The organism is Streptomyces sp. NPDC031474, from assembly GCF_055581185.1.
The window spans coordinates 98,970-118,718 of sequence record NZ_JBVIJX010000002.1 but is presented as its reverse complement, the minus strand read 5'-3'; the positions used below and the strand labels follow the sequence as shown (position 1 = coordinate 118,718).

General features: G+C 70.3%; 15 protein-coding genes and 1 pseudogene. 6 read left to right on the top strand and 10 right to left on the bottom strand.

Translation table 11 applies throughout. From position 1 onward, the window contains the following. Nucleotides 1-42 precede the first annotated feature (42 nt). The 3 genes and pseudogenes from ACZ5SK_RS03600 to ACZ5SK_RS03590 all read left to right on the top strand — a co-directional run. Complete coding sequence (locus ACZ5SK_RS03600) at nucleotides 43-939, top strand: Gfo/Idh/MocA family protein (protein ID WP_334582890.1); 897 nt, start codon at nucleotides 43-45, stop codon at nucleotides 937-939. Nucleotides 940-996: 57 nt separating this feature from the next. After that, nucleotides 997-2,010, top strand: a complete 1,014-nt coding sequence (locus tag ACZ5SK_RS03595; RefSeq protein ID WP_457494928.1) for a sugar phosphate isomerase/epimerase family protein — start codon at nucleotides 997-999, stop codon at nucleotides 2,008-2,010. Nucleotides 2,011-2,232: 222 nt separating this feature from the next. Then, nucleotides 2,233-2,352 (top strand): annotated as a pseudogene (locus tag ACZ5SK_RS03590) (sugar phosphate isomerase/epimerase); the annotation flags it as partial. A 112-nt stretch (nucleotides 2,353-2,464) separates the two neighbouring features. On the opposite strand, the gene ACZ5SK_RS03585 reads toward ACZ5SK_RS03590, so the two are convergent. The 4 genes from ACZ5SK_RS03585 to ACZ5SK_RS03570 form a co-directional block, all read right to left on the bottom strand. Continuing rightward, on the bottom strand, nucleotides 2,465-3,889 hold the full coding sequence (locus ACZ5SK_RS03585; protein WP_334582892.1) for an aldehyde dehydrogenase family protein: 1,425 nt from the start codon (nucleotides 3,887-3,889) through the stop codon (nucleotides 2,465-2,467). After that, nucleotides 3,886-4,764 carry an SDR family NAD(P)-dependent oxidoreductase gene (locus ACZ5SK_RS03580; protein WP_334582893.1) on the bottom strand — a complete coding sequence of 293 codons (879 nt, stop codon included), beginning with the start codon at nucleotides 4,762-4,764 and terminating at the stop codon, nucleotides 3,886-3,888. Before ACZ5SK_RS03580 ends, ACZ5SK_RS03585 begins: the two co-directional genes overlap by 4 nt. Further along, a complete protein-coding gene (locus ACZ5SK_RS03575; RefSeq protein WP_334582894.1) occupies nucleotides 4,761-6,107 on the bottom strand; it encodes a flavin-containing monooxygenase in 1,347 nt (448 codons plus the stop codon). Before ACZ5SK_RS03575 ends, ACZ5SK_RS03580 begins: the two co-directional genes overlap by 4 nt. Before the next feature lie 72 nt (nucleotides 6,108-6,179). Continuing rightward, the gene (locus tag ACZ5SK_RS03570) at nucleotides 6,180-7,376 is read right to left on the bottom strand and encodes an MFS transporter (protein WP_334582895.1); all 1,197 of its coding nucleotides are present in this window, start codon (nucleotides 7,374-7,376) and stop codon (nucleotides 6,180-6,182) included. Between the two features lie 241 nt (nucleotides 7,377-7,617). On the opposite strand from ACZ5SK_RS03570, the gene ACZ5SK_RS03565 reads away from it, so the two are divergent. Beyond that, nucleotides 7,618-8,709, top strand: coding sequence for an AraC family transcriptional regulator (locus tag ACZ5SK_RS03565; RefSeq protein ID WP_334582896.1), 1,092 nt, complete (start codon nucleotides 7,618-7,620; stop codon nucleotides 8,707-8,709). 12 nt (nucleotides 8,710-8,721) lie between these two features. Here ACZ5SK_RS03565 and ACZ5SK_RS03560 read toward each other — a convergent pair whose 3' ends face one another. The 6 genes from ACZ5SK_RS03560 to ACZ5SK_RS03535 all read right to left on the bottom strand — a co-directional run bounded on the left by ACZ5SK_RS03560 (nucleotide 8,722) and on the right by ACZ5SK_RS03535 (nucleotide 14,983). Continuing rightward, nucleotides 8,722-10,512, bottom strand: a complete 1,791-nt coding sequence (locus ACZ5SK_RS03560) for an amylo-alpha-1,6-glucosidase (RefSeq protein WP_468575257.1) — start codon at nucleotides 10,510-10,512, stop codon at nucleotides 8,722-8,724. 122 nt (nucleotides 10,513-10,634) lie between these two features. Continuing rightward, entirely contained in the window at nucleotides 10,635-11,456 is an 822-nt protein-coding gene (locus ACZ5SK_RS03555; protein WP_468575396.1) for a carbohydrate ABC transporter permease, read from the bottom strand. An 11-nt stretch (nucleotides 11,457-11,467) separates the two neighbouring features. Continuing rightward, nucleotides 11,468-12,451, bottom strand: coding sequence for a carbohydrate ABC transporter permease (locus tag ACZ5SK_RS03550; RefSeq protein WP_334582898.1), 984 nt, complete (start codon nucleotides 12,449-12,451; stop codon nucleotides 11,468-11,470). 10 nt (nucleotides 12,452-12,461) lie between these two features. Next, nucleotides 12,462-13,703: a sugar ABC transporter substrate-binding protein gene (locus tag ACZ5SK_RS03545; RefSeq protein WP_334582899.1), complete on the bottom strand. Its 1,242-nt coding sequence runs from the start codon at nucleotides 13,701-13,703 to the stop codon at nucleotides 12,462-12,464. Between the two features lie 142 nt (nucleotides 13,704-13,845). After that, nucleotides 13,846-14,871, bottom strand: a complete 1,026-nt coding sequence (locus ACZ5SK_RS03540) for a LacI family DNA-binding transcriptional regulator (RefSeq protein ID WP_334582900.1) — start codon at nucleotides 14,869-14,871, stop codon at nucleotides 13,846-13,848. After that, the gene (locus ACZ5SK_RS03535; RefSeq protein WP_468575254.1) at nucleotides 14,858-14,983 is read right to left on the bottom strand and encodes a hypothetical protein; all 126 of its coding nucleotides are present in this window, start codon (nucleotides 14,981-14,983) and stop codon (nucleotides 14,858-14,860) included. Before ACZ5SK_RS03535 ends, ACZ5SK_RS03540 begins: the two co-directional genes overlap by 14 nt. A gap of 218 nt (nucleotides 14,984-15,201) precedes the next feature. Between ACZ5SK_RS03535 and ACZ5SK_RS03530 the strand changes: the two genes are divergently transcribed. Then, nucleotides 15,202-17,901 carry a cellulosome protein gene (locus tag ACZ5SK_RS03530; protein ID WP_334582901.1) on the top strand — a complete coding sequence of 900 codons (2,700 nt, stop codon included), beginning with the start codon at nucleotides 15,202-15,204 and terminating at the stop codon, nucleotides 17,899-17,901. Between the two features lie 23 nt (nucleotides 17,902-17,924). Continuing rightward, on the top strand, nucleotides 17,925-19,748 hold the full coding sequence (locus tag ACZ5SK_RS03525; RefSeq protein WP_468575252.1) for an RICIN domain-containing protein: 1,824 nt from the start codon (nucleotides 17,925-17,927) through the stop codon (nucleotides 19,746-19,748). Nucleotide 19,749: the final 1 nt, after the last annotated feature.

Below are 19,749 nucleotides of genomic sequence, written 5' to 3'. Positions count from 1 at the left end.
CACCGCGAGATCGTCGAAGCCCTGCTGGCGGCGGGCAAGCACGTGCTGTGCGAGAAGCCGCTCGCGCCGTCCGTGGCCGACGCGCAGGCCATGGTGGCGGCGGCCGAGGGCACCGGCCTGGTGGCGGCGACCGGCTTCACCTTCCGCCGCTCCCCCGCCGTCAACGCCGTCCGACAGCAGGTGGAGGAAGGCTCCCTCGGGCCGGTCCAGCACTTCAACGGGCACTACTGGTGCGACTACGGGCACAACCCGGACGCCCCCATCAGCTGGCGTTATCGCGGACGTCCCGGCTCGGGGGCACTGTCCGACATCGGCAGCCACCTCATCGATCTCGGCGAATACTTCTGCGGTCCCGTGCAGAGCGTCCAGGGAGCCGTCCTGTCCACCCAGGTGCACGAGCGGCCCGTGCCGCTGGGCACCGCGGTGGGGCACTCGGCCGACGTGGCCGTGAGCCAGGAGCGCGAGCCCGTCGAGAACGACGACGTCGCCACGTTCACCGCCACGTTCGCCTCCGGCGCCGTCGGCACGTTCTCCGTGTCGCGCATCGCCCGCGGGCTCGCCAACTCCCTCGGCTTCGAGGTGTTCACGCAGAACGGCGCCGCGACCTTCGAACTGTCGCGCCCGGCAGAGTTCACCATCGCCGACGCGGCAGCCTCCGACCCCGTGGACGGCTACCGGCGCGTGGTGGTCGGCCCGGGCCACCCCTACGTCGCAGGCGGCCTGCCCATGGACTTCCCGAGCGTCGGCCACGGCCAGCACGAGTTCTTCGTCTGGCAGGCTCGGGCCTTCCTGGAACAGATCGCGGGCCTGGAACAGATCGCGGGCCTGGACCAGCTGCCGCCCTGCCCCACCCTCGCCGACGGCCTGCACAACCTGCGCGTCATCGACGCGGTCGTCGCCTCCGCCGACGCCGGCGGCAATGCCGTCACCGTCCAGTGACCCGGGCCTGCGCCACGGCCATGACCATCAGTCACGAGGAACCGAGGAAACACGCCGATGAAGCTGGGACTGTACGACGCGATCCTGCATGACCGGTCGCTGCCGGAAGCGATCAAGGTCATCGCCGATCTGGGCCTGACGGGCATCGAGATCAACACCGGTGGTTTCCTGCCGCCCGTGCACATGCCGACCTTCGACGACATCCTCGTCAGCGACACCGCCCGGGACGACTTCCTCGCTCTCTTCGAGGGCACCGGCGTCTCCATCGCCGGCCTGAACGCCAACGGCAACCCGCTGCACCCGAACCCGGCCATCGGCGCGAAGCACGCCGAGGACGTCCGCCGCTCCATCCGCCTGGCCGAGCGGCTCGGACAGCACCGCGTCGTGACCATGTCGGGCCTGCCCGGCGGCGAGCCGGGCGCGTCCCGCCCGAACTGGATCGTCAACGCGTGGAACTCGGCGGCCCTGGACGTGCTGGACCACCAGTGGAAGATCGCCGCGGACTTCTGGCGCGAGACCGACCGGCTCGCCCGCGACCACGACGTCAAGGTCGCCCTGGAACTGCACCCGCAGAACGTCGTCTTCAACTCGGCCGACGTGCACAAACTCATCGACCTCACCGGCGCGACCCACGTGGGCGTCGAACTGGACGCCTCCCATCTGTTCTGGCAGCAGATGGACCCCGTCGCGGTCGTCCGCCACCTCGGCGAGCTCGTCTTCCACGCTGCCGCCAAGGACGTCCGCATCAACCGCGAGCACGCCGCCCTCAACGGGGTGCTCGACAACAGCTTCCGACGGCTGTCGCCCGACGAGCCGCGCACCAACCTCGGCGGCGACGAGTGGGCCAACGAATGGCCCAAGGCGTCCGCCTGGGACTTCGTCGCCCTCGGCAAGGGCCACGACGTCGCCTACTGGACCGAGTTCCTGCGCGCCCTCCATGAGGTCGACCCGGACATGCTGGTCAACATCGAGCACGAGGACACCGAGCTCGGTCCTGTCGAGGGCGTTGCCGTGGCCGCCGAAGTCCTCAAGGCGGCCGACGCGGCACTGCGCGAGTCGCTGCGACCGTGATCGTCCGGGCCGGCTGCCCCTACGAGGGCCGGGTCGCCCTCGCCATGGGAGCCGTGCCGGTCGAGCCGCGCGCCGGTTCCTCGATGAGGGGAGCGAGCGCGGCGGTTCCCGGCCGCCGTCCGAAACCACCGCAAGGGGCCACGGGCGGCTTCGACGCCGAGCGAGTGCACGCCGCTCGTCGGGCTCGCGCCGGCGGAGCCGATGACCCCAAGGAGCACCCTGATGAGGACCGCCCTCGACCCGTACATGATTCGTCACCTCCCTCTCCTCGAACTTCCCGCTGTGGTCGCCGAGTTGGGGTACGAGTGGATCGAGCTCTCGCCGCGCGAGGACTTCATCCCGCCCGGCACCACGGCCCGCGTCCACCAGCATCTGAACATCGGCGAGGGCGACGGCGAGGTCGACTTCGACGAGCTCTTCCGCGAACTCAAGGCCAACGGTTTCGACGGCACCCTCACCGGGTGCGGATCCAGACGGTCTTCTGCCGGGTCCACTGGTCGAAGGCGTCGGTCGATTTCTCCACGCCGCCGAACCCGGACTGTTTCCAGCCGCCGAAGGGCGTGGTGATGTCGCCCTCGCTGTAGGCGTTGACGGAGACCACACCGGCCTGGACGCCGCGTGCCAACCGCAGGGCGGTGTCGAGGTCGCGGGTCCATACGGAGGCGGCGAGCCCGTATTCGGTGGCGTTCGCCAGGTGCGTCGCCTCGTCTTCGGAGGTGAACGTCTGGACGGTGACGACGGGGCCGAACAGTTCCCTGGTGAGTACGTCGCTGCCTTCGGGCGCGTGCGTGATCACGGTGGGCGGGTAGTAGGCCCCGCGCTGCGGCAGGCCGTGCGGCAGCCCTGCGGTGTGGATGCGGGCTCCACCGGCCCGGGCTGCATCCACCGCCGCCGCGACCCGGTCGAAGGCCGCCCGGTCGATCAGTGGCCCCACCTGGGTGCGAGGGTCCGCGGGAGCGCCGATGACCAGGCTCTTCGCGGCGGTCGTGAACCGCTCCAGTACCTCGTCGGCGATGCTTTGGTGGACCAGGACGCGGGAACCGGCCGTGCAGTTCTGCCCCATCGTCAGGAACGCGGCCTCGATCATGTGGTCGATGAGCTCGTCGCCGTAGGCGAGCGCGTCGGCCATCAGCACCTGGGGGCTCTTGCCGCCCATCTCCAGCGAGACGCGTTTGAAGTTGCTGTCGGCCGCGTCCTTGAGGATGCGGCGCCCGGTCTCGGTGGAGCCGGTGAACGACAGGGCGCCCACGAGGGGGCTGCGGGCCAGGGCGGCGCCGGTGACGGAGCCATGGCCGGTCAGGACCGTGAGGACGCCGTCGGGCAGGCCGGCCTCGGCGGCCAGCCCGGCCAGGTGCAGGGCCGAACGCGGGGTCGCCTCGGCGGGCTTGAGCAGCAGGCTGTTGCCCGCGGCGAGGGCGGGACCGACCTTCCACGCGGCCATGGCCAGCGGGTAGTTCCAGGGCAGGATCGCCGCCACCGCCCCGACCGGCTCCCGGGTCATCAGGCCCAGGCTGTCGGGTCCGCCTCCGGGGGCGACTCTGCCGAACACCTTGTCGGCCGCTTCGGCGAACCAGCGGACCGACTCGACCGCACCGGGTACGTCGCCGGTGAGGCACTCCGTGATCGGCTTTCCCGCGTCCTCGCTGTCCAGCCGGGCCAGGGTCCCGGCGTCGCGTTCCATCAAATCGGCCAGTCGCAGCAGCACCCCGCCGCGTTCCCGGACCGGCATCCGCGACCACACGCCGGACGCGAAGACCTGCCGGGCCCGCTCGGCGGCCTCGGCGACGTCCTCGGCGCTCGTGGCGGGCACGGTGGTGATCAGCTCCCCGGTGGCCGGGTTGACGACGTTCAGCGTGGCGGGGCTCTCGGTGAACGTCACTTCTCCTCCACCAGTTCCCAGCGTCCGTCGGCCTGCCGGGCCAGTCCACGGCGGCGCAGTTCCTCGAGATAGCGGGCCATACCGCGCTCACCACGTTTGCGGAACAGCCAGAACACCTTCGGCAACAGGTTCGGCGCCAGCATCGCGAACCTGACCAGACGGGACTCACCGGTGCGCGGGTAGGCCTCCAGGCGGGGCTTGTCGAGCAGGCTCACCACGGCCGCCACGACGTCGGCGGGCTGCTGGGGCGGATCCTGGAACTGCATGGAGTTCCCGCCGTCCACGGCTTCCTGGCGCAGCATCCGGGTGTCGGTCGCCGACGGCAGCACCGACCCGGCGAGGATGCCCTTGCTCCTCAGGTCGAGCCCTAGGGCGAGCATCGCCCCGCGCAGTCCGAACTTCGAGGCGGTGTAGATGGGGGTCTCGCCCAGCGGGAAGATCCCGCCGAGGGAGACGGTGGTGACCACGCGGGCGTCCGGCGAGGCCTGCAACAGCGGGATCGCGATCCTGGTGGCGACGAGCGGCGAGGTCAGATTGAGGGTGATCTCCTTCTCGATGCTCTCGACGCTGCGCACGTCGAAGCGTTCGGCGCTGGTCATTCCCACGTTGTTGACGAGTACGTCGAGGCGGCCGTACACGTCGGCGACCTGGTCGAAAAGGTGCTCCACCTGGGCCCGGTCCACCAGGTCGCAGCCGATGGCGGTGTGGCCGGCGCCGGGAAGCCCGGCGGCGACCTGCTCGGCGCGGGCCTCGTCGAGGTCGACGACGACGCAACGGGCGCCCCCGGTGGCGAAGCGACGGCACATCGCGCTGCCGATCCCGCCGGCGCCGCCGGTCACCAGCATGACCTTGTCATGGAAGTCGAAGCCGCTCATGACGCGGCCGCCACGCCCCGCGGGGACCGCGCGCGCGGCGGCCGTCCTTCGGTGCGCCAGCCCATGTCGGCCGCGATCCTCGCAAGGTGCTTCACGAGGGCCGCGCTGTCGACATAGCCGGTGTGCCGGGGCGAGTCGACGAACCTGATGCCGCCGGACAGGTCCGGACGGTCGGTACGGATCATGCCGGCGAACCGCTCGGCGTTCGGCAGCCGGTGCGCGACGTCGTGGATGTGCCCGGCGATCAGCTGGGCCTGGGTGTCGAAGAGCCGGTACGCGCCGGAGTTGGTCTCGACGAAGCCGACTCCGCACAGGCCCTGGTGTTCCCGGGAGAACGACGACAGGTACAGGTCGGGATGCTGCTCGTCGCCGAAGTACTTCTGCGCGACGGGCACCCGGTGAACGTAGCCGGTGGCCAGCAGAATCAGGTCGAAGTCGTCGCGGGTGCCGTCCGTGAAGCGGACGGTCCTGCCCTCGGTGCGGGCGATCCCCGGCTTGGCGGTGATGTCGCCGTGCTGAAGGTGGTGGATCAGCATCGAGTTGATCGCGGGGTGGGTCTCGAACAGCTTGTGGTCCGGTTTCTGCAGGCCCAGGCGCGTCGGGTCGCCGTTGACGATCCGCAGGAGGGTGCCGAAGACCCGCTGCGCGAGCCACATCGGCAGGTGCGGCCCGCCGCTTGCGATGGTGTCCACCGGGCGGCCGAAGAGATGCTTGGGGATGAACCAGTAGCCGCGGCGCATGCTGATCACCGCGTGGTCCGCGCTGCGGGCCGCGTCGCAGGCGATGTCGCAGCCGGAGTTTCCGGCTCCCACGACCAGGACCCGCTTGCCGCGCAGTTCCTCCGCGCTGCGGTAGCCGACCGTGTGGCGGACCTCGCCGGTGAAGTTCCCGGGCAGTTCCGGGACGTTGGGGTGCCACTGGGAGCCGGTGCACACCACGACCTGGCCGTGCACGCTCTGCTGTCCGTCGGCGCGGGTGACGGTCCAGGTGCCGTCCGCGTTCTTCTCGACGCTTTCGACCTCGACGCCGAACCGGATGCGCTCCGTCAGTTCATAGGCGTCGGCGAAGGACGTCAGATACGAGAGGATCTGCCGGTGCGGGGGATAGTCGGCGAATGCGTCGGGCATGGGAAAACCTCCGAAGCCCGAGAGGGTCCTGCTGGAAATGAAATGGGCCGACTCGTACATCGGGCTGCCGGGGTTGTCGATGTCCCAGATGCCGCCGGGCCCGGTGTGCCGCTCCAAATGCGTGTACGGCAGATTCCGCTCCGCCAGCGCTCTGGCGACCGCCAGCCCGGCAGGTCCCGCGCCGATCACGCATGTGTCGTACTGGATATTTCCCATGAAGCAGATTCCTTTTCCAGCCGTTCGCGATCCCATTCCTGAAGGGCTGAAAGGAACTTATTCACCCGCAGTTCAGCGGGAAATGGTCCCCGCGGTCAGAGAGGGGGCCTGGGCGGCCAGGCGGAAGGACCCTGCCGTCGCCAGGAGGGCGAGGACGAGTGCGGCGGGTATCCCGTAGGCGAGTCGGAAGTGGCCGGTGGACCCGAGGATTCCGCTGGCGGCCCCGCCGGCCAGCACCCCCAGGTAGTTGAAGACGTTCATACGGGCCAGCACCGATTCGGTCGCCCCCGGTCGCAGGCGCCCGGCCGATGCGAGGCACAGGGGGACGAGCGCGGATACCCCGAGCCCGGTGCACCCGGCGGCCAGGACCGCGTACGGCCAGGTCGGGGCGGCGGCCAGTCCGGCCAGGGCCGTGGCGGTGAGCAGGGTGGCGGCACGGATCACGGCCGCCGGACCGACGGCGCGTACGAGGCGGTCGGCGCAGGCCCGCCCGGTGACGGTGCCGACCTGGTAGGCCGCATAGGCCAGAGGTGCGAGGGACAGGGCGGTGTCCAGGGTCTGGTGGAGGTACAGCGTCGACCACGACGAGACCGTGGAGTCGATGACGTAGGCGACCAGGAGGACAAGGCCGAACGGGGCGAGCTCGATCCACAGTCCGCGGCCGAGCACCACGGACTCCCCCCGGGAGTCCCCCTGAGGCTCGCCCTGGTCGGACCCGGCGGGCGGCGAGTCGGCGGGAAGCTCGTGTGCGCGGACGGTCAGCGCCAGGGCCAGGACAAGGACGGCGTCCGCGGTCAGGGTGTACTCGGCGGGCCGGCCAAGGCGAGCGGTGCCCGCGGTCACCAGCGCGGCGGTGACGCCCGCTGCGCTCCAGGCGGCGTAGAAGGAGGCGAAGATGCTCCGGCCGTAGTGGCGTTCGACGGCGGCGGCCCGGGTGTTCGCCGATACGTCGATGCAGCCCAGCGCCATACCGAACAACCCGTAGGACACCGCGGCCACGGCCTGGTCGGGAGCCCGGCCGATCAGCAGCAGGGCCGTCGCGGCGGTCACGACGGCGGCCCGCATGGCGCCCACGGGTCCCAGCCGTCGGATCACGGCCGGTCCGGCGAAGCTGCCGACGCCCGCGCTCAACGCGACGGCCACGACGAGCACGGTCATCGTCAGCGGAGAGAGCGAGAGACGCTCCTTGACGGCGGGCACCGTGGTGGACACCGCGGCCACCGCCGCTCCCTGGGCGGCGAACACCCTCGCCACGGCCAGTCGGGCCACCGCAAGCGGGCTCCGGCGCACCGATCGTCGCCGAGCCGCGGTCCGAAGAGGTGCAGTCATCGTGAGCCTTCATTTCTTGCGCACGGCAGGGCGGGCGGGTTTCCGCACACCGTAGGGAGAGCGGAAAGGCCGTGTGCAGCGCGTCGGAGGCCGAAAGGGGGGCTCCGGCGGCCACCCGGGCGACACGCGGGGGCCGGTTGCTTACAGTGAAGCGAGAAACGCCCTGGTGAGAGGGAACGCGATGTCTGATGCTCCCGCTCCGGCCAGTTCTCCGGGAACGAGCCGCAGCACCTCGGCCACCATCGCGCCGAACATCCTCCGCTATCTCACCCGGGTCGCCGGGGAGCACGGCGTCGACCTGCAACCGCTGCTGACCCGGGTCGGGCTGGACCCGACGGTGCTGGGCTCCGCCGCACTGCGGGTCTCCTACCGGCAGGGCAGTGACGTCATCCGGCAGGCGGTGAGGCTGACCGGGGACGAGCACCTGGGGCTGCGCGTGGGCGCGGCGCAGCACCTGACCGCGTGGGGACTGCTCGGCTTCGCCATGATGGCCGCCGGGACTCATCAGGACGCCATCGAGACCGGCGTGCGCTACCAGAACCTCTCCGGGGCGATGACGGTGTGGTCGGCCGGCTGGGAGGACGCCGGCTATGTGCTGCGTGCCGATCTGCCGGACCCCGCGCTGGATCCGACGGTCGGCGTCTTCCTGATCGAGGAGGCGTACTCCAGCGTCGTCACCCTCACCCGGCTGAGCGTCGGCGCCGCGTTCGCCCCGCAGGCGATCGAGTTCGCCTTTCCCGCCCCGCGCGACACGCGCCCCTTCGACGAACTCTTCCGCTGCCCCCTGCACTTCGACGCCGCCGGCAACCGCATGGTGATCCCCGCTCGGTGGGCCCGCGCGGCCATGCCGGGGCGGGACCCCATCACCTATGCCGCCGTGCTGGAGGTGCTGGAGAGGGAGACGGCGTCGCGGCGCGACCAGCAGGACCTGCTGGAGGTGCTGGAGATCTCCATCGCGCAGAGCCTTCCGACGGTGCCCTCGTTCCCCGAGCAGGCCCGCCGACACGCCTCCAGCGAGCGCACCCTGCGCCGTCGTCTGGCCGAGTGCGGCACCACCTACGAGGCGATCGTCGACGGGGTACGTCGCGAGCAGGTCGAACAGTTGCTACGACGCCCGGAACTGACGCTCCGTGAGATCACCCGCCAGGCGGGGTTCGCCGACGTGAGCGCCCTCCGGCGGGCGGTGCGTCGCTGGCACGGAGCGACCCCGCTCGAACTGCGCGCCGGACTGCTGGCCCGGGAGGCCCCCGCCCGAGACGCCCGCGGCCACTGACCAAGATCTTCGTCAGCCGTCCAGATCTTCATCAGCCTTCCCGGGGCGGCGGCTGCGGGCGTGGGCTTCGGCGAGCAGGAGGTAGGCGGCGGCGGTCCAGGTGTAGGCGCGGTCGCGCAGGCCCGTGCCGGTGAGGGCGTCGAAGTTCTCGGCGAAGCCATGGGTCTCGCACAGGCGCCGGAAGCGGGTGCTGATCTCGTCGGCGAGGCGGTGGTGACCGGCGCGGCGCAGGCCGTCCTCGACGAGGACGGTGGCGGGCGCCCAGATGGGGCCGCACCAGTAGCCGTCGGGGCGGTAGTGCGGCGAGGTGGGCAGTTCGGTGGCCAGGCCGTACGGGGTCAGATGGGCCTCGATCCGGGTGGCCAGGGTCTTCGCGATGCGCTCGGGCAGGTGCTCGCCCAGCGCGATGGGCATCAGGTCGAGGAGGCCGTCGCTGCCCCAGGTGTCGCCGCTCTCGGCGCCCCGGGTGACGAACCGCTCCCCCGTCCACAGTTCGTCGACCATGGCCGCCTGGGTCTGCTCGGCGGTGCGGGTCCAGCCTCGCGCCTCTTCGTGATGGCCGAGTTCCGTTGCCAGGGAGGCGAGTTCGTGCAGTTGGAGGACGAGGAACGCGGCGAGGTCGGCGGTGACGACCACGCGTTCGGGGTCGAAGGCGGTCGCGTTGTCCCAGCCGCTGTCGTTGCCGTGCTGGTAGTGCGGCAGGGCGGCGTGCGGTGCGCGGCGCACGGTGAGCCAGAAGTCCGTCCAGCGTCTCAACCGGTCGTAGGCTTCGGTGAGTTCGGCGCGGTTGAGGGGTTCGGGCAGGCGTCTGCGCAGGTGGGCCAGGGTCCAGCCGTGGATGGGTGGTTTGACGAAGTTGTGCAGGACCTCCGAGTGGGTCACCGAGTCGGGCAGGGCCCCGCTGTCGTCCTGGTGGTCGAACGGCAGGGAGAACTGGTCCCGGGCCAGCGCCGGCGCTCCGGGCGCCAGGGCGAGGGCGTTGAAGCAGTGGTCCCAGCTCCAGACCTTGTCCATCCAGTGCTTGGACATCAGCACCGCCGGCCGGGTGACCAGGCCCGCCGGGCGGACCGTCGCCGACCACAGGACGTACACGGCGAGTTCGGCGGCCGGCGTGTGCGGGGAGCGCCAGGGGGCCACCGCGTCGGCGAACGCGGCGAACGCGTGCTCCGCCGCGGCCACGACCTCGCCGAACGTCGTCCGGGCTCGGTAGGGACGGCGCGCGCTGTCGAGCTCCTCGACGGCGACCTCCCAGGCGCCGTCCTGGTGCGCGTCCGGTTCCGCGTCCGGTTCCGGGGCCGCGGTGATCGTGAGTCCGCGGTCGGCCTCGCCCAGGGCCTGGCTGCCGACGACGTCCACGACGCCGGACAGGACGGTGACCCGGTAGCGGCGGCCGGTCTCGTACGAGGTGAACACCCACCCGCCGGCGGCCGGATCGCGGAAGAAGTACGTGCCGGTGAAGGGCGTCAGGGCGCGGGCCGCCGCGGTGATGCGCAGGCCGAGCCCCCTCCCGCGCAGGCGCACGGTGTCGGGCGACTCGTAGGCGAGGTCGACGCGTCCGCTCCCGTGGGACCAGCTCAGCAGGCTCGGCGTCGCCGTGACCCGGGTCTCGGCCCGGTCGCCGGTCGCCCGTTCGAGGGGGACGAGGCGCAGGACGGGGTGCATGCCGTTCTGGTGGGAGACCAGGTGGAGGTCGTCGGCGTAGGTGCCCTGCGCCAGGACCGGGGAGAGGTCGAACCAGGATCCGTGCGTGCTGAACGGGATGTCGTGGAGGGAGAAGGCCGGGCCGGGCCGGGCGGCGGTCATGAAAGGGCTACTCGTTTCTTCAGCGGGATCGGCTCTTCGCCGGAACGGCTCTTCTGCAAACGGCGCTTCGGCGGAACGGCGCTTCGGCGGGAACGGCGCTTCATGGGAGGCGCGGTGGTCGGTCAGTCCTTCACGGCTCCGGCGGTCACGCCGGCGGCGACGTAGCGCTGGGCGAGGACGAGGATCACCGCGGCCGGCAGCGAGGCCACCACGGCGGTCGCCATGATCGCGTTCCACTCCTGGTTGTTGTTGCCGATGTAGTGGTAGATGCCGAGGGTGATCGGCTCGTGCGCGCCACCGCCCGCGAGGGTGCTGGCGAAGACGAAGTCGGACCAGGACCACAGGAACGCGAACAGCGACACCGTGACGACGGCGTTGCGGCTCATCGGCAGCACGATCGAGCGGAAGGTGCGCAGGGGCCCGGCCCCGTCGGTCTTCGCGGCCTGGAGCAACTCCTCCGGGATGCCGGACATGAACGCGGTGAAGATCAGCACCGCGAAGGGGACGGCCAGCGTGGAGTCCGCGACGATCAGTCCGGGCACCGACTGGAGCAGCCCGAGGCTGAGGTAGACGGCGTAGAAGCCCATCGCCATGATGATGCCGGGGATCATCTGCGCGACCAGGAGAAGGAAGCTGACGACGCCGCCGCCGCGGGGCCGCAGTTTGGCGAGCGCATAGCCGGCGGGTGCGGCCAGCGCCACGGTGAGGGCGACGGTGCCCAGGCCGATGACGAGACTGGTGCCGAGGTAGGGCAACTGCTGGTCCAGAACGGCCCGGTAGCCCTCCAGCGTGCCGTGCACGGGGAACAGGTCGGGCGGGCTCTTGCGCATGTCCTGTTCCCGGGTGAAGGACACGTTGAGCATCCAGTAGACCGGGAAGAGCATGACAGCGGTGAGGAGAAGGCCGACGGCCGTCTTCCACCAGGTACGGCCGGGACGGTTCATGGCGGGCGCGGTCACGACAGTGCCTGCTTTCGCTGGACCCTCAGATACACCAGGCCGAAGACGAGAGCGGCGACGACGAGCAGGTTGCCGACGGCCGCGCCGGGGCCGAAGGCGGGCAGCAGGTTGCCGAAGCCGAGCTGGTAGGACCAGGTGGCGAAGGTGATGGACGAGTCGGCCGGGCCGCCCTTGGTCATGATCCAGATGATGTCGAAGACCTTGAGCGTGTAGACCAGGCCCAGCAGCAGGGTGATGGCGGACACCGGGCGCAGCAGCGGGAAGGTGATGCTCCAGAAGCGCCGCCAGGCGCCCGCGCCGTCGAGTGCGGCCGCCTCGTACAGGCTGGCGGGGACGGACTGCAGTCCGCTGTACAGCACGACGAGGTTGAACGGGACGCCGATCCAGATGTTGGCGACGATCACCGAGGTCAGCGACCAGGACGGCGAGGTCAGCCAGTTCACCGGTCCGATGCCGACGGCGTGCAGGACGGCGTTGACGATGCCCGAGTCGCTGTTGAGCATCCACGACCAGGTGGACGCCGACACGATCAGCGGCAGCAGCCACGGCACGAGGAACAGGGCGCGCAGGGTCGCCGACAGGCGGAAGTGCTGGTTGAAGAAGACGGCGAGGGCCAGGCCGAGGGCATATTGGAAGAACAGGCAGACGGCGGTGAACACGACGGTGTGCGTCAGGGCGGGCCCGAAGGTCGGGTCCTGGAAGACGGTGTCGAAGTTCTTCAGGCCGATGAACGGCGCGTCGCCCCGGACGAACGAGCGGACGGTGTAGTCGCGCAGGCTCAGGTCGAGGTTGCGGTAGAGGGGATAGGCGTAGAAGAGGGCGAGGTAGAGGGTGACCGGGGCGAGGAAGGCCCAGGCGGCCCATTGTTGGGAGGTCGGGCGCCGGCGTGGCGCGCGGCGGGCCGGGGGCGGGGCGGCGGTGTCCGCCCCCTTCCGGTCCGGCCCGGTCCGGTGGTCCGGCGGGTAGGTCGTCTGCTTCATCGGCGCCACGTCACTTGACTGCGGACTGGGCCGAAGTGAGCGCGTCCTTCGGGGACTTGGCACCGCTGAGCGCGGACTGGACCGCCTTCCACAGTTGCTCGGAGATCTTGGGGTACTTGGTGCCGAGGTCGTCGCTGGTGCGGCCCTTGGCCGCCTTGACCGCCGCGACCCAGGGCTTCAGCTCGGCGTTCGCCGCGACCTGCTTGTTCTGGACCTCGGCGGTGGGAGCCACGTAGGACAGCGTGGTGTCGGTGGCGTAGAGGTTCTCGGTGCTGGTCAGGCAGGTCACGAGCTTCTGCGTGGTGGCGTAGCGGCCGGTGTCGCCCCGGACCGGGACGGTGACGAACTCGCCGCCCGTCGGTGCGGCCGCGTTGCCGCCGCCGGACGCCGGGATCGGCAGCACCCCGTAGTCGAAGCCGGCCTTCTCGGCGTTCGCGAGCTGCCAGGTGCCGTTCTCGGCGAAGGCGTAGTCGCCGCTCGCGAACTCCTGCCAGCTGGTGGTCTGGGTGTTGTTGATCACCGAGTTGGGTGCGTAGCCCTGCTTCAGCCAGTCGGTCCACAGGGACAGTGCCGAGGCGCCCTGGGTGGAGTCGAGTGCGGTGAGCTGCGCGCCCGAGCCCCAGAACCACGGCAGGAACTGGAAGCTGCCCTCCTCGGTGCCGATCGCGGAGAAGGTGATGCCCTTCTTGCCCGCCTTCTTGACCTTCTCCAGCGCCGACGTCAGCGACGGCCAGTCCTTGACCGAGGCGATGTCGACGCCCGCCGCCTTGAGGACCGCCTTGTTGTAGTAGAGGGCGAGGGTGTTGGCGCCGATGGGCGTGCCGTAGGTCTTGCCGCCCGACTGCCCGGCCGCGAGCAGGTTGGGGTCGGCCTTCGAGGTGTCCAGCTTGTTGTCCTCGGTGGTGGTGAGGACGCCGGCCTCGGCCAGGGTCGACACCACGGGGTTGTCGACGATGAGGACGTCCGGCGAGTTGTCCTGCTGTGCGGCCAGGAGCACCTTGTTGGTCAGGTCGCTGGTGTCGAAGGCCGTCCGCTTGATGGTGACGCCCGCCTTGCTGCCGCAGGCGTCGAGCAGCTTCGCCCACGCGGAGTCCTTGGCGAACTGGGGGTACGGGTCCCAGATGGTGTACGTGCCGCTGTCGTCGCCCTTCGCGGAGGAGCTGCCGCCGGAGGAGCAGGCGGTGGTGCCGGTGGCGAGGGCTGCGACGGTCAGGGCCACGGCGGTGATCCGCCGTCCGGTGGTTCTGTTCATGGGGCGTTCCTTCGAGTTTTCGGCATGTTTTTCAGCATTTTTCGACATGGGCATGCCGAAGAAGCTGGGGAGAGAAGGGGCGGGACAGAACGGGCGGGAGAACAGGTGGGGAACAGGTGGGAGAGGAGGAGCCCGTGAGGCGTCAGGCGTTGGCCGGAGGCGCCGGGACGGGGCCGGTACTGGCGCGCAGGGAGATGGGCGGGGCGAGGAGGTGGTGGCGGGGTGAGGCCTCGGGATGGTCGAGCCGCTCGACGAGCAGGTCGACGGCGAGTCGCCCCAACTGCTCGGCCGGCACGTCCGCCGCGGTGAGCTGCGGGGTCACCGTCTCCGCCCACCGGCAGGCCACGACCCCGGTGACGGAGAAGTCGCGTGGCACATGGCGGCCCGCCACCGCCAGCCCCCGGTACAGACCGCCGAGCGCGGCCTCGTTCAGGGTGACCAGCGCCGTGGTGGCCGGGTCGTCGTGGAGGATCCGCTCCAGGCACTCCTGCCCGGAGGGAGCGTCGTCGCCGCACAGGTACGTCCGCACGGTGAGCCCGCGCTCGGCCGCGGCTTTCGTGAAGCCCTCGAGTCCGCGGTGCGCCGACTCGTAGCCGGCCCGCAGCAGGTGCTCGGGCCGGTTCACGAAGGCGATCCGGCGGTGCCCCAGGTCGGCGAGGTGGTTGACGCAGGCAGCCGCCAGCGCGGTGTGGTCGAGGCCGACCCACCAGTCACCGTCCGAGCTGGCGGTGCGGCCGATGCAGACGGCGGGAAAGTTCTCCTCCCCCAGGTGGTCGACGCGGTCGTCCTGGAGCCTGATCTCCATGAGGATCGCGCCGTCCACCCGTCGCTCGGCCAGCAGCCGCTGGAACGAACGGTCGCTGTCCACGCCGCTCGGGGAGAGCAGCACGTCGTAGTCGTAGGCCGCGGCGGCCTCCACCACGCTGCCGATGAAGTCGAGCTGCATGCCCGTGTAGTGGTTCCCGGCCGGCGGGAAGACCAGACCGATGGTGCTGGTGCGGCCGTTGGCCAGGGCACGCGCGCTGGCGTTGGGCCGATAGCCCAGCTCGTCGATCACCTGCTGGATCTTGCGCCGGGTCTCCTCCGACACCGCCCGCTTGCCGCTCAGCGCGTAGGACACGGTGCTCCGCGAGACACCGGCCCGCTGGGCGATCTCACCGATGTTCACGGGACTCCTTCGTCGAGTTCAGCTGGTTCATCTGGTTCATCGAGTTCGCCTGGTTCAGCCGGTTCAGCCGGTTCAGCCGGTTCAGCCGGTTCAGCCGGTTCGCCGAGCTCATCGAACCGGTTCGAGTGCGTACCGATCATCGAACCGGTTCGCGTGAAGGGAAGTTAGAAGCGACGGAAGCCGCTGTCAATGGCTTGCGCAGATTTCCAGATGCCTGCCGCTCAATCCTGGTCGAGGGTATTGCTGGCCCCTTTTCGGCGGTGCTAGCTTCCGGCACGCATTCTTCGAACCGGTTCGACTCCCATGACGGATCACCTCACGGAGACCTCAGTGCGACGCACCCGCAGCAGAACCAGAGCCGGGGCCGGCGCCACCGCCACCGCCGCGCTCGCCGCCCTGCTCGCCGTTCCCGCCGCCACCGGCACGGCCCGCGCGGCGGAACCCGAACAGCTCACCATCGACCTCGCCACGGACACCGGCGCCTTCCACGGCGGCGCCTCCGGCTCGCTCTACGGCGTCTACGGCGACGGCGTGCCCAGCCGCAACGTCCTCGAGGGCATGCACGTCCGCACGGTGTCGACGAAGGCCCAGGACGGCCCCCAGCACCCGGGCGCGGACGCCCTGGAGATGCTGCCGCCGTTCGTGGACTCCGGCGGCAAGGACGTCTACATCTACATGACCGACATCTACCGCGGCTTCCCGTACCAGTGGCCGGGCGCGGACGGTCCGGCGCGGCTCGCCGACTTCGAGGCGAAGATCAAGAAGCAGGTCCAACAGGTCCTGACCATGGGCGAGTACAAGGACCACGTCGTCTACGTCCCCTTCAACGAACCCGAAGGGAACATGTTCGGCACGGGCGAGTGGAGCTACAACAAGGTCTCCTGGCTCGACGACCCGCAGTACTACTTCGCGGCCTGGAAGGAGGTCTACCACCTCATCAAGGGCCTGGACCCGGACGCCCGCATCGCCGGCCCCAACACCAGCGTCCTGTACAACCAGGTCAAGGGCTTCCTGCAGTACGCCAAGGCCAATGACGTCGTCCCCGACGTGATGACCTGGCACGAGCTGTCGTCGCCCGCCGCGGTCCGCACGAACGTGGCGAGGTACCGGCAGATGGAGAAGGACGTCGGCGTCGGGCCGCTGCCCGTCAACGTCAACGAGTACGGCCACAACTACCACCTCTCGGTGCCCGGCCAGGTAGTGCAGTGGGTCTCCGCCATCGAGGAGTCGAAGATCGACGCCGACCTGGCGTACTGGAACATCGACGGCAACCTCAACGACTCGGCCGTGGAGGCCAACAAGGGCAACGGCCAGTGGTGGCTGTTCAACGCCTACGGGCAGCTGTCCGGCCACACCGTGCAGGTGACCGCCCCGCATCCCAACCAGCAGTACACCCTCCAGGGGGTCGCGACCCTCGACGGGGACAAGAGGCAGTCCCGGGCGATCTTCGGCGGCAAGAGCGGTGACGCGGACGTCGTCTTCAAGAACATCGACCCCCACCTGTTCGGGAAGACCGTGCACGCCACCGTGCAGGAGATCCCCTGGACCGGCCAGGTCGGCGACTCCGCCCAGCCGCTGCGGCTCGCGGACCGGGAACTGCCGGTCGGCGCGGACGGCTCGGTGACCCTGCCGATGACCGGCATGAACGAGATGTCCGCCTACCAGGTCATCCTCTCCCCCGGCGGCCACGGCGGTGTGCCGGCCGAACCGTCCGTGAGCTGGCGCAGGACGTACGAGGCGGAGAACGCCGTCTACACCGGCAGCGGCTACTCGAAGAACGGGCCCGAGGGGACGCCCTCGAACGTCGGCGGGTTCGCCACCTCCGGGACCTACAACGTCGGCGGCCTGCGCACCGGCTCCGACGGTGTGCTCGCCTTCGACGTGGACGTGCCCCAGGACGGCACGTACGACCTGAGCGTGTTCGCCAACTCCTACAACCTGTACGGCCTGGTGAAGGAGCAGGGTCCCACCAACGTCTTCCTGCGCGTCGACGGCACGGACCCGCAGGAACTGCGGCTGCCGCTCGGCTACAAGTGGGTGGTGTGGGGTCACACCGACACCACGGTGAAGCTGACCGCCGGCAGGCACCGCATCACGCTCGCCGCGAAGGACGCCGACCTGGGCGTCACCAAGGGCGACGCCATCATCGACAAGGTCGACCTGTCGCTGCGGGACGCCCAGGTGGCCGCGCCGGCGATCTACGAGGCCGAGTACGCCACCCTCGCGGGAGCGCGGCCCGACTACACCCGCGCAGGCGCCTCGGGCCCCGGCGTCGTACCCCTGGCCAAGGGCGACTCCGCGACGTTCTGGGTGTACTCCCCCGCCGACCGCGAATCGACCGTGTCCGTCGACCACCTGGGCGGTGGCCGGGCGAGCCTCTCCCTCAACGGCGAGCGGCTCGACGTCCCCAAGGTCGGGGGCGACAAGAAGGGCGCCGACCAGGTCCGGATGTTCCTGTCCGGCGGCATCAACAAGATCACCGTCACGGGCGCCGCACGCGAGCTGGTTCTCGACCGGCTGCGGGTCACACGGGCCGGCGGCGCCTCGGCGACCAAGGTCTACCAGGCGGAGGACGGCACGGTCGGCGGCGCCGCGAAGGTGACCGACGCCTACACCTTCGCCTCCGGCGGCAAGGCGGTCACCGACATCGGCGACGGCACGGCCAACGCGCTCACCGTCGACGTCGTCGCCGGGAAGGCCGGACGGCACGCCGTGACCATCCGCTACTCCAACGCCGAACAGGCGCCCGCCACGCACTACAACCCCGACCCGATCGCCCGGCACGCCGACCTCTCGGTCAACGGCGGTCCGGCCCGCCGGGTGCTGTTCCCGACGACGTTCCACTTCAACGACTTCCGGGAGCTGACCGTCCCGGTGACGCTGGAGAAGGGCGCCAACCGGCTCACCTTCACCGCCGAGGAACTGCCCGACTTCAACGGCGACACCTACAACCAGTACGACCAGCGCTCGCCGTACGCGCCGGTCATCGACCGCATCGCCGTCACCCCCCTCGCGCAGAAGCAGTCCTGACGCCTCGCCCCTCGGAGCCGCACATGCACCCCCGTTCACCACGTCCGCTGACCACAACCGCCGTCCTGCTGACGGCCCTGGCGGCGAGTCTGCTGCCCGCCACCGCCTCACGCGCGGCGGACACCGCCGTCACCGTGGACTTCGCCACCGCCGGCGGAGCCCCCTCCTACCACGCCTCCGGAATGATCTACGGAATGACTCCCGACGGGTCACTCCCGCAGGACCACTTCTTCAAGGACATCAAGTGGCACTTCATGCGGGCCGGCGGAGCCCAGCTCAACAACGGCGGCTACGGCACCAGCCTCGCCGGCTACCGGACCCGCTGGAACTCCACCCTGGCCCAGTACAAGCGGACCGTCGCCCTCGGCGGCACGTTCGTGCTGCTCCCGCACGACCTGTGGGGCGCCGACGCCACCACCACCCAGGGCTGGCCCGGCGACAACGGTGACTGGACCCTGTTCGACAACTTCGTCACCCAGCTCATCAACGACGTCCGCGCCAACAACATGACCGTCCAGTGGGACCTGTGGAACGAGCCCGACGGGAGGAACTTCTGGGGCCCGTCGCAGACCCAGTACCTGCAGATGTGGTCGCGGTTCTACGCCCGCGTCCGCGCCGCGTTCCCGGGCCAGCTCATCGTCGGGCCCAGCACCGCGAGCCAGCCGAACTCCTCCAACGCCTGGTGGACGACGTACCTCACCTACGTCAAGGCCAACAACGTCGCCCCCGACATCTACAGCTGGCACGACGAACCCGGCGATCCGGTCACCGACGTCGGCCGCGCCAACTCCACCATCGCCGCAGCCGGGTTGACCAACACCCGCCCGTACCAGATCAACGAGTACGCCACCCTGTCCATGCAGTCCCCGGGCGGCGGCGCCTGGTTCATCGGCCGCCTCGAGCGGGCCGGAGCCGACGGTCTGCGCGGCAACTGGGCCTCGGGCACGAACCTCCACGACTACGAGGCCAACCTGCTCACCAAGAACGGCGCAGGGCAGTACGTGCCGCTCGGCGAGTGGTTCACGTACCGCTACTACGGCTCCCAGACCGGCGCCATCGTCAACCTGGTCCCGGGCGCCGGCACCGACGGCCTGGCCACCAAGGACAACGCGGCCAAGAACGCCAAGATCCTGCTCGGGAGCAGCGGCAACACGGGCACGGTCACCGTGCACCTCACCGGTCTGAACACCACGTCGGTGGTGGAGAACAGCCGGGTCCGGGCGGTCGTCCAACGCGTCCCGTACGACAACGGCGCCGCGGTGGCCGGACCGGAGACGGTCTCCGACACCACGCTGACGGTCAGCGGCAACACCGCCTCGCTCAGCGTGCCCTGGTCGAACGCCAAGGACGGCTACACCGTCACCCTGCTGCCGCCGTCCGACACCACCGTCTCCACGGTCGCCGTGAGCCAGAACAGCGGGCAGTGCCTGGACGACACCGACCTCGGCACCGCCGACGGCACGCAGTACCAGCAGTACTACTGCGAGGGCGGCTACCAGCAGATGCTCGACCTCAAGCCGGTCGCCGGCCGGACGAACACCTACACCGTGGTCGACGAGCTCAGCGGCAAGTGCCTGGACGTCTCGGGCGCGTCGACGGCCGACGGCGCCGCCGTCGGCCAGTACAGCTGCAACGGGCAGACCAACCAGATGTTCACGCTCAACCCCGTCTCCGCACTCGGCAACAGCCACGACTACCAGCTCGTGGCCGTGCACAGCGGCAAGTGCGTCGACGTCTCGGGCGTCTCCACCCAGCCGCGGGCCCTGATCCACCAGTGGACCTGCGACCCCGCGAGCGCCCTCGGCACGAAGAAGAGCCAGATCTGGCGGCTTCAGGGCAAGGCCTGAG

What these genes read in the sequence shown, in the direction of transcription:
- ACZ5SK_RS03595 (WP_457494928.1), top strand. Translation starts at nt 997, where the DNA reads ATGAAGCTGGGACTGTACGACGCGATCCTGCATGACCGGTCGCTGCCG.
- ACZ5SK_RS03580 (WP_334582893.1), bottom strand. Translation starts at nt 4,764, where the DNA reads ATGAGCGGCTTCGACTTCCATGACAAGGTCATGCTGGTGACCGGCGGC.
- ACZ5SK_RS03575 (WP_334582894.1), bottom strand. Translation starts at nt 6,107, where the DNA reads ATGGGAAATATCCAGTACGACACATGCGTGATCGGCGCGGGACCTGCC.
- ACZ5SK_RS03565 (WP_334582896.1), top strand. Translation starts at nt 7,618, where the DNA reads ATGTCTGATGCTCCCGCTCCGGCCAGTTCTCCGGGAACGAGCCGCAGC.
- ACZ5SK_RS03560 (WP_468575257.1), bottom strand. Translation starts at nt 10,512, where the DNA reads ATGACCGCCGCCCGGCCCGGCCCGGCCTTCTCCCTCCACGACATCCCG.
- ACZ5SK_RS03555 (WP_468575396.1), bottom strand. Translation starts at nt 11,456, where the DNA reads ATGAACCGTCCCGGCCGTACCTGGTGGAAGACGGCCGTCGGCCTTCTC.
- ACZ5SK_RS03550 (WP_334582898.1), bottom strand. Translation starts at nt 12,451, where the DNA reads ATGAAGCAGACGACCTACCCGCCGGACCACCGGACCGGGCCGGACCGG.
- ACZ5SK_RS03545 (WP_334582899.1), bottom strand. Translation starts at nt 13,703, where the DNA reads ATGAACAGAACCACCGGACGGCGGATCACCGCCGTGGCCCTGACCGTC.
- ACZ5SK_RS03535 (WP_468575254.1), bottom strand. Translation starts at nt 14,983, where the DNA reads ATGAGCTCGGCGAACCGGCTGAACCGGCTGAACCGGCTGAACCGGCTG.
- ACZ5SK_RS03525 (WP_468575252.1), top strand. Translation starts at nt 17,925, where the DNA reads ATGCACCCCCGTTCACCACGTCCGCTGACCACAACCGCCGTCCTGCTG.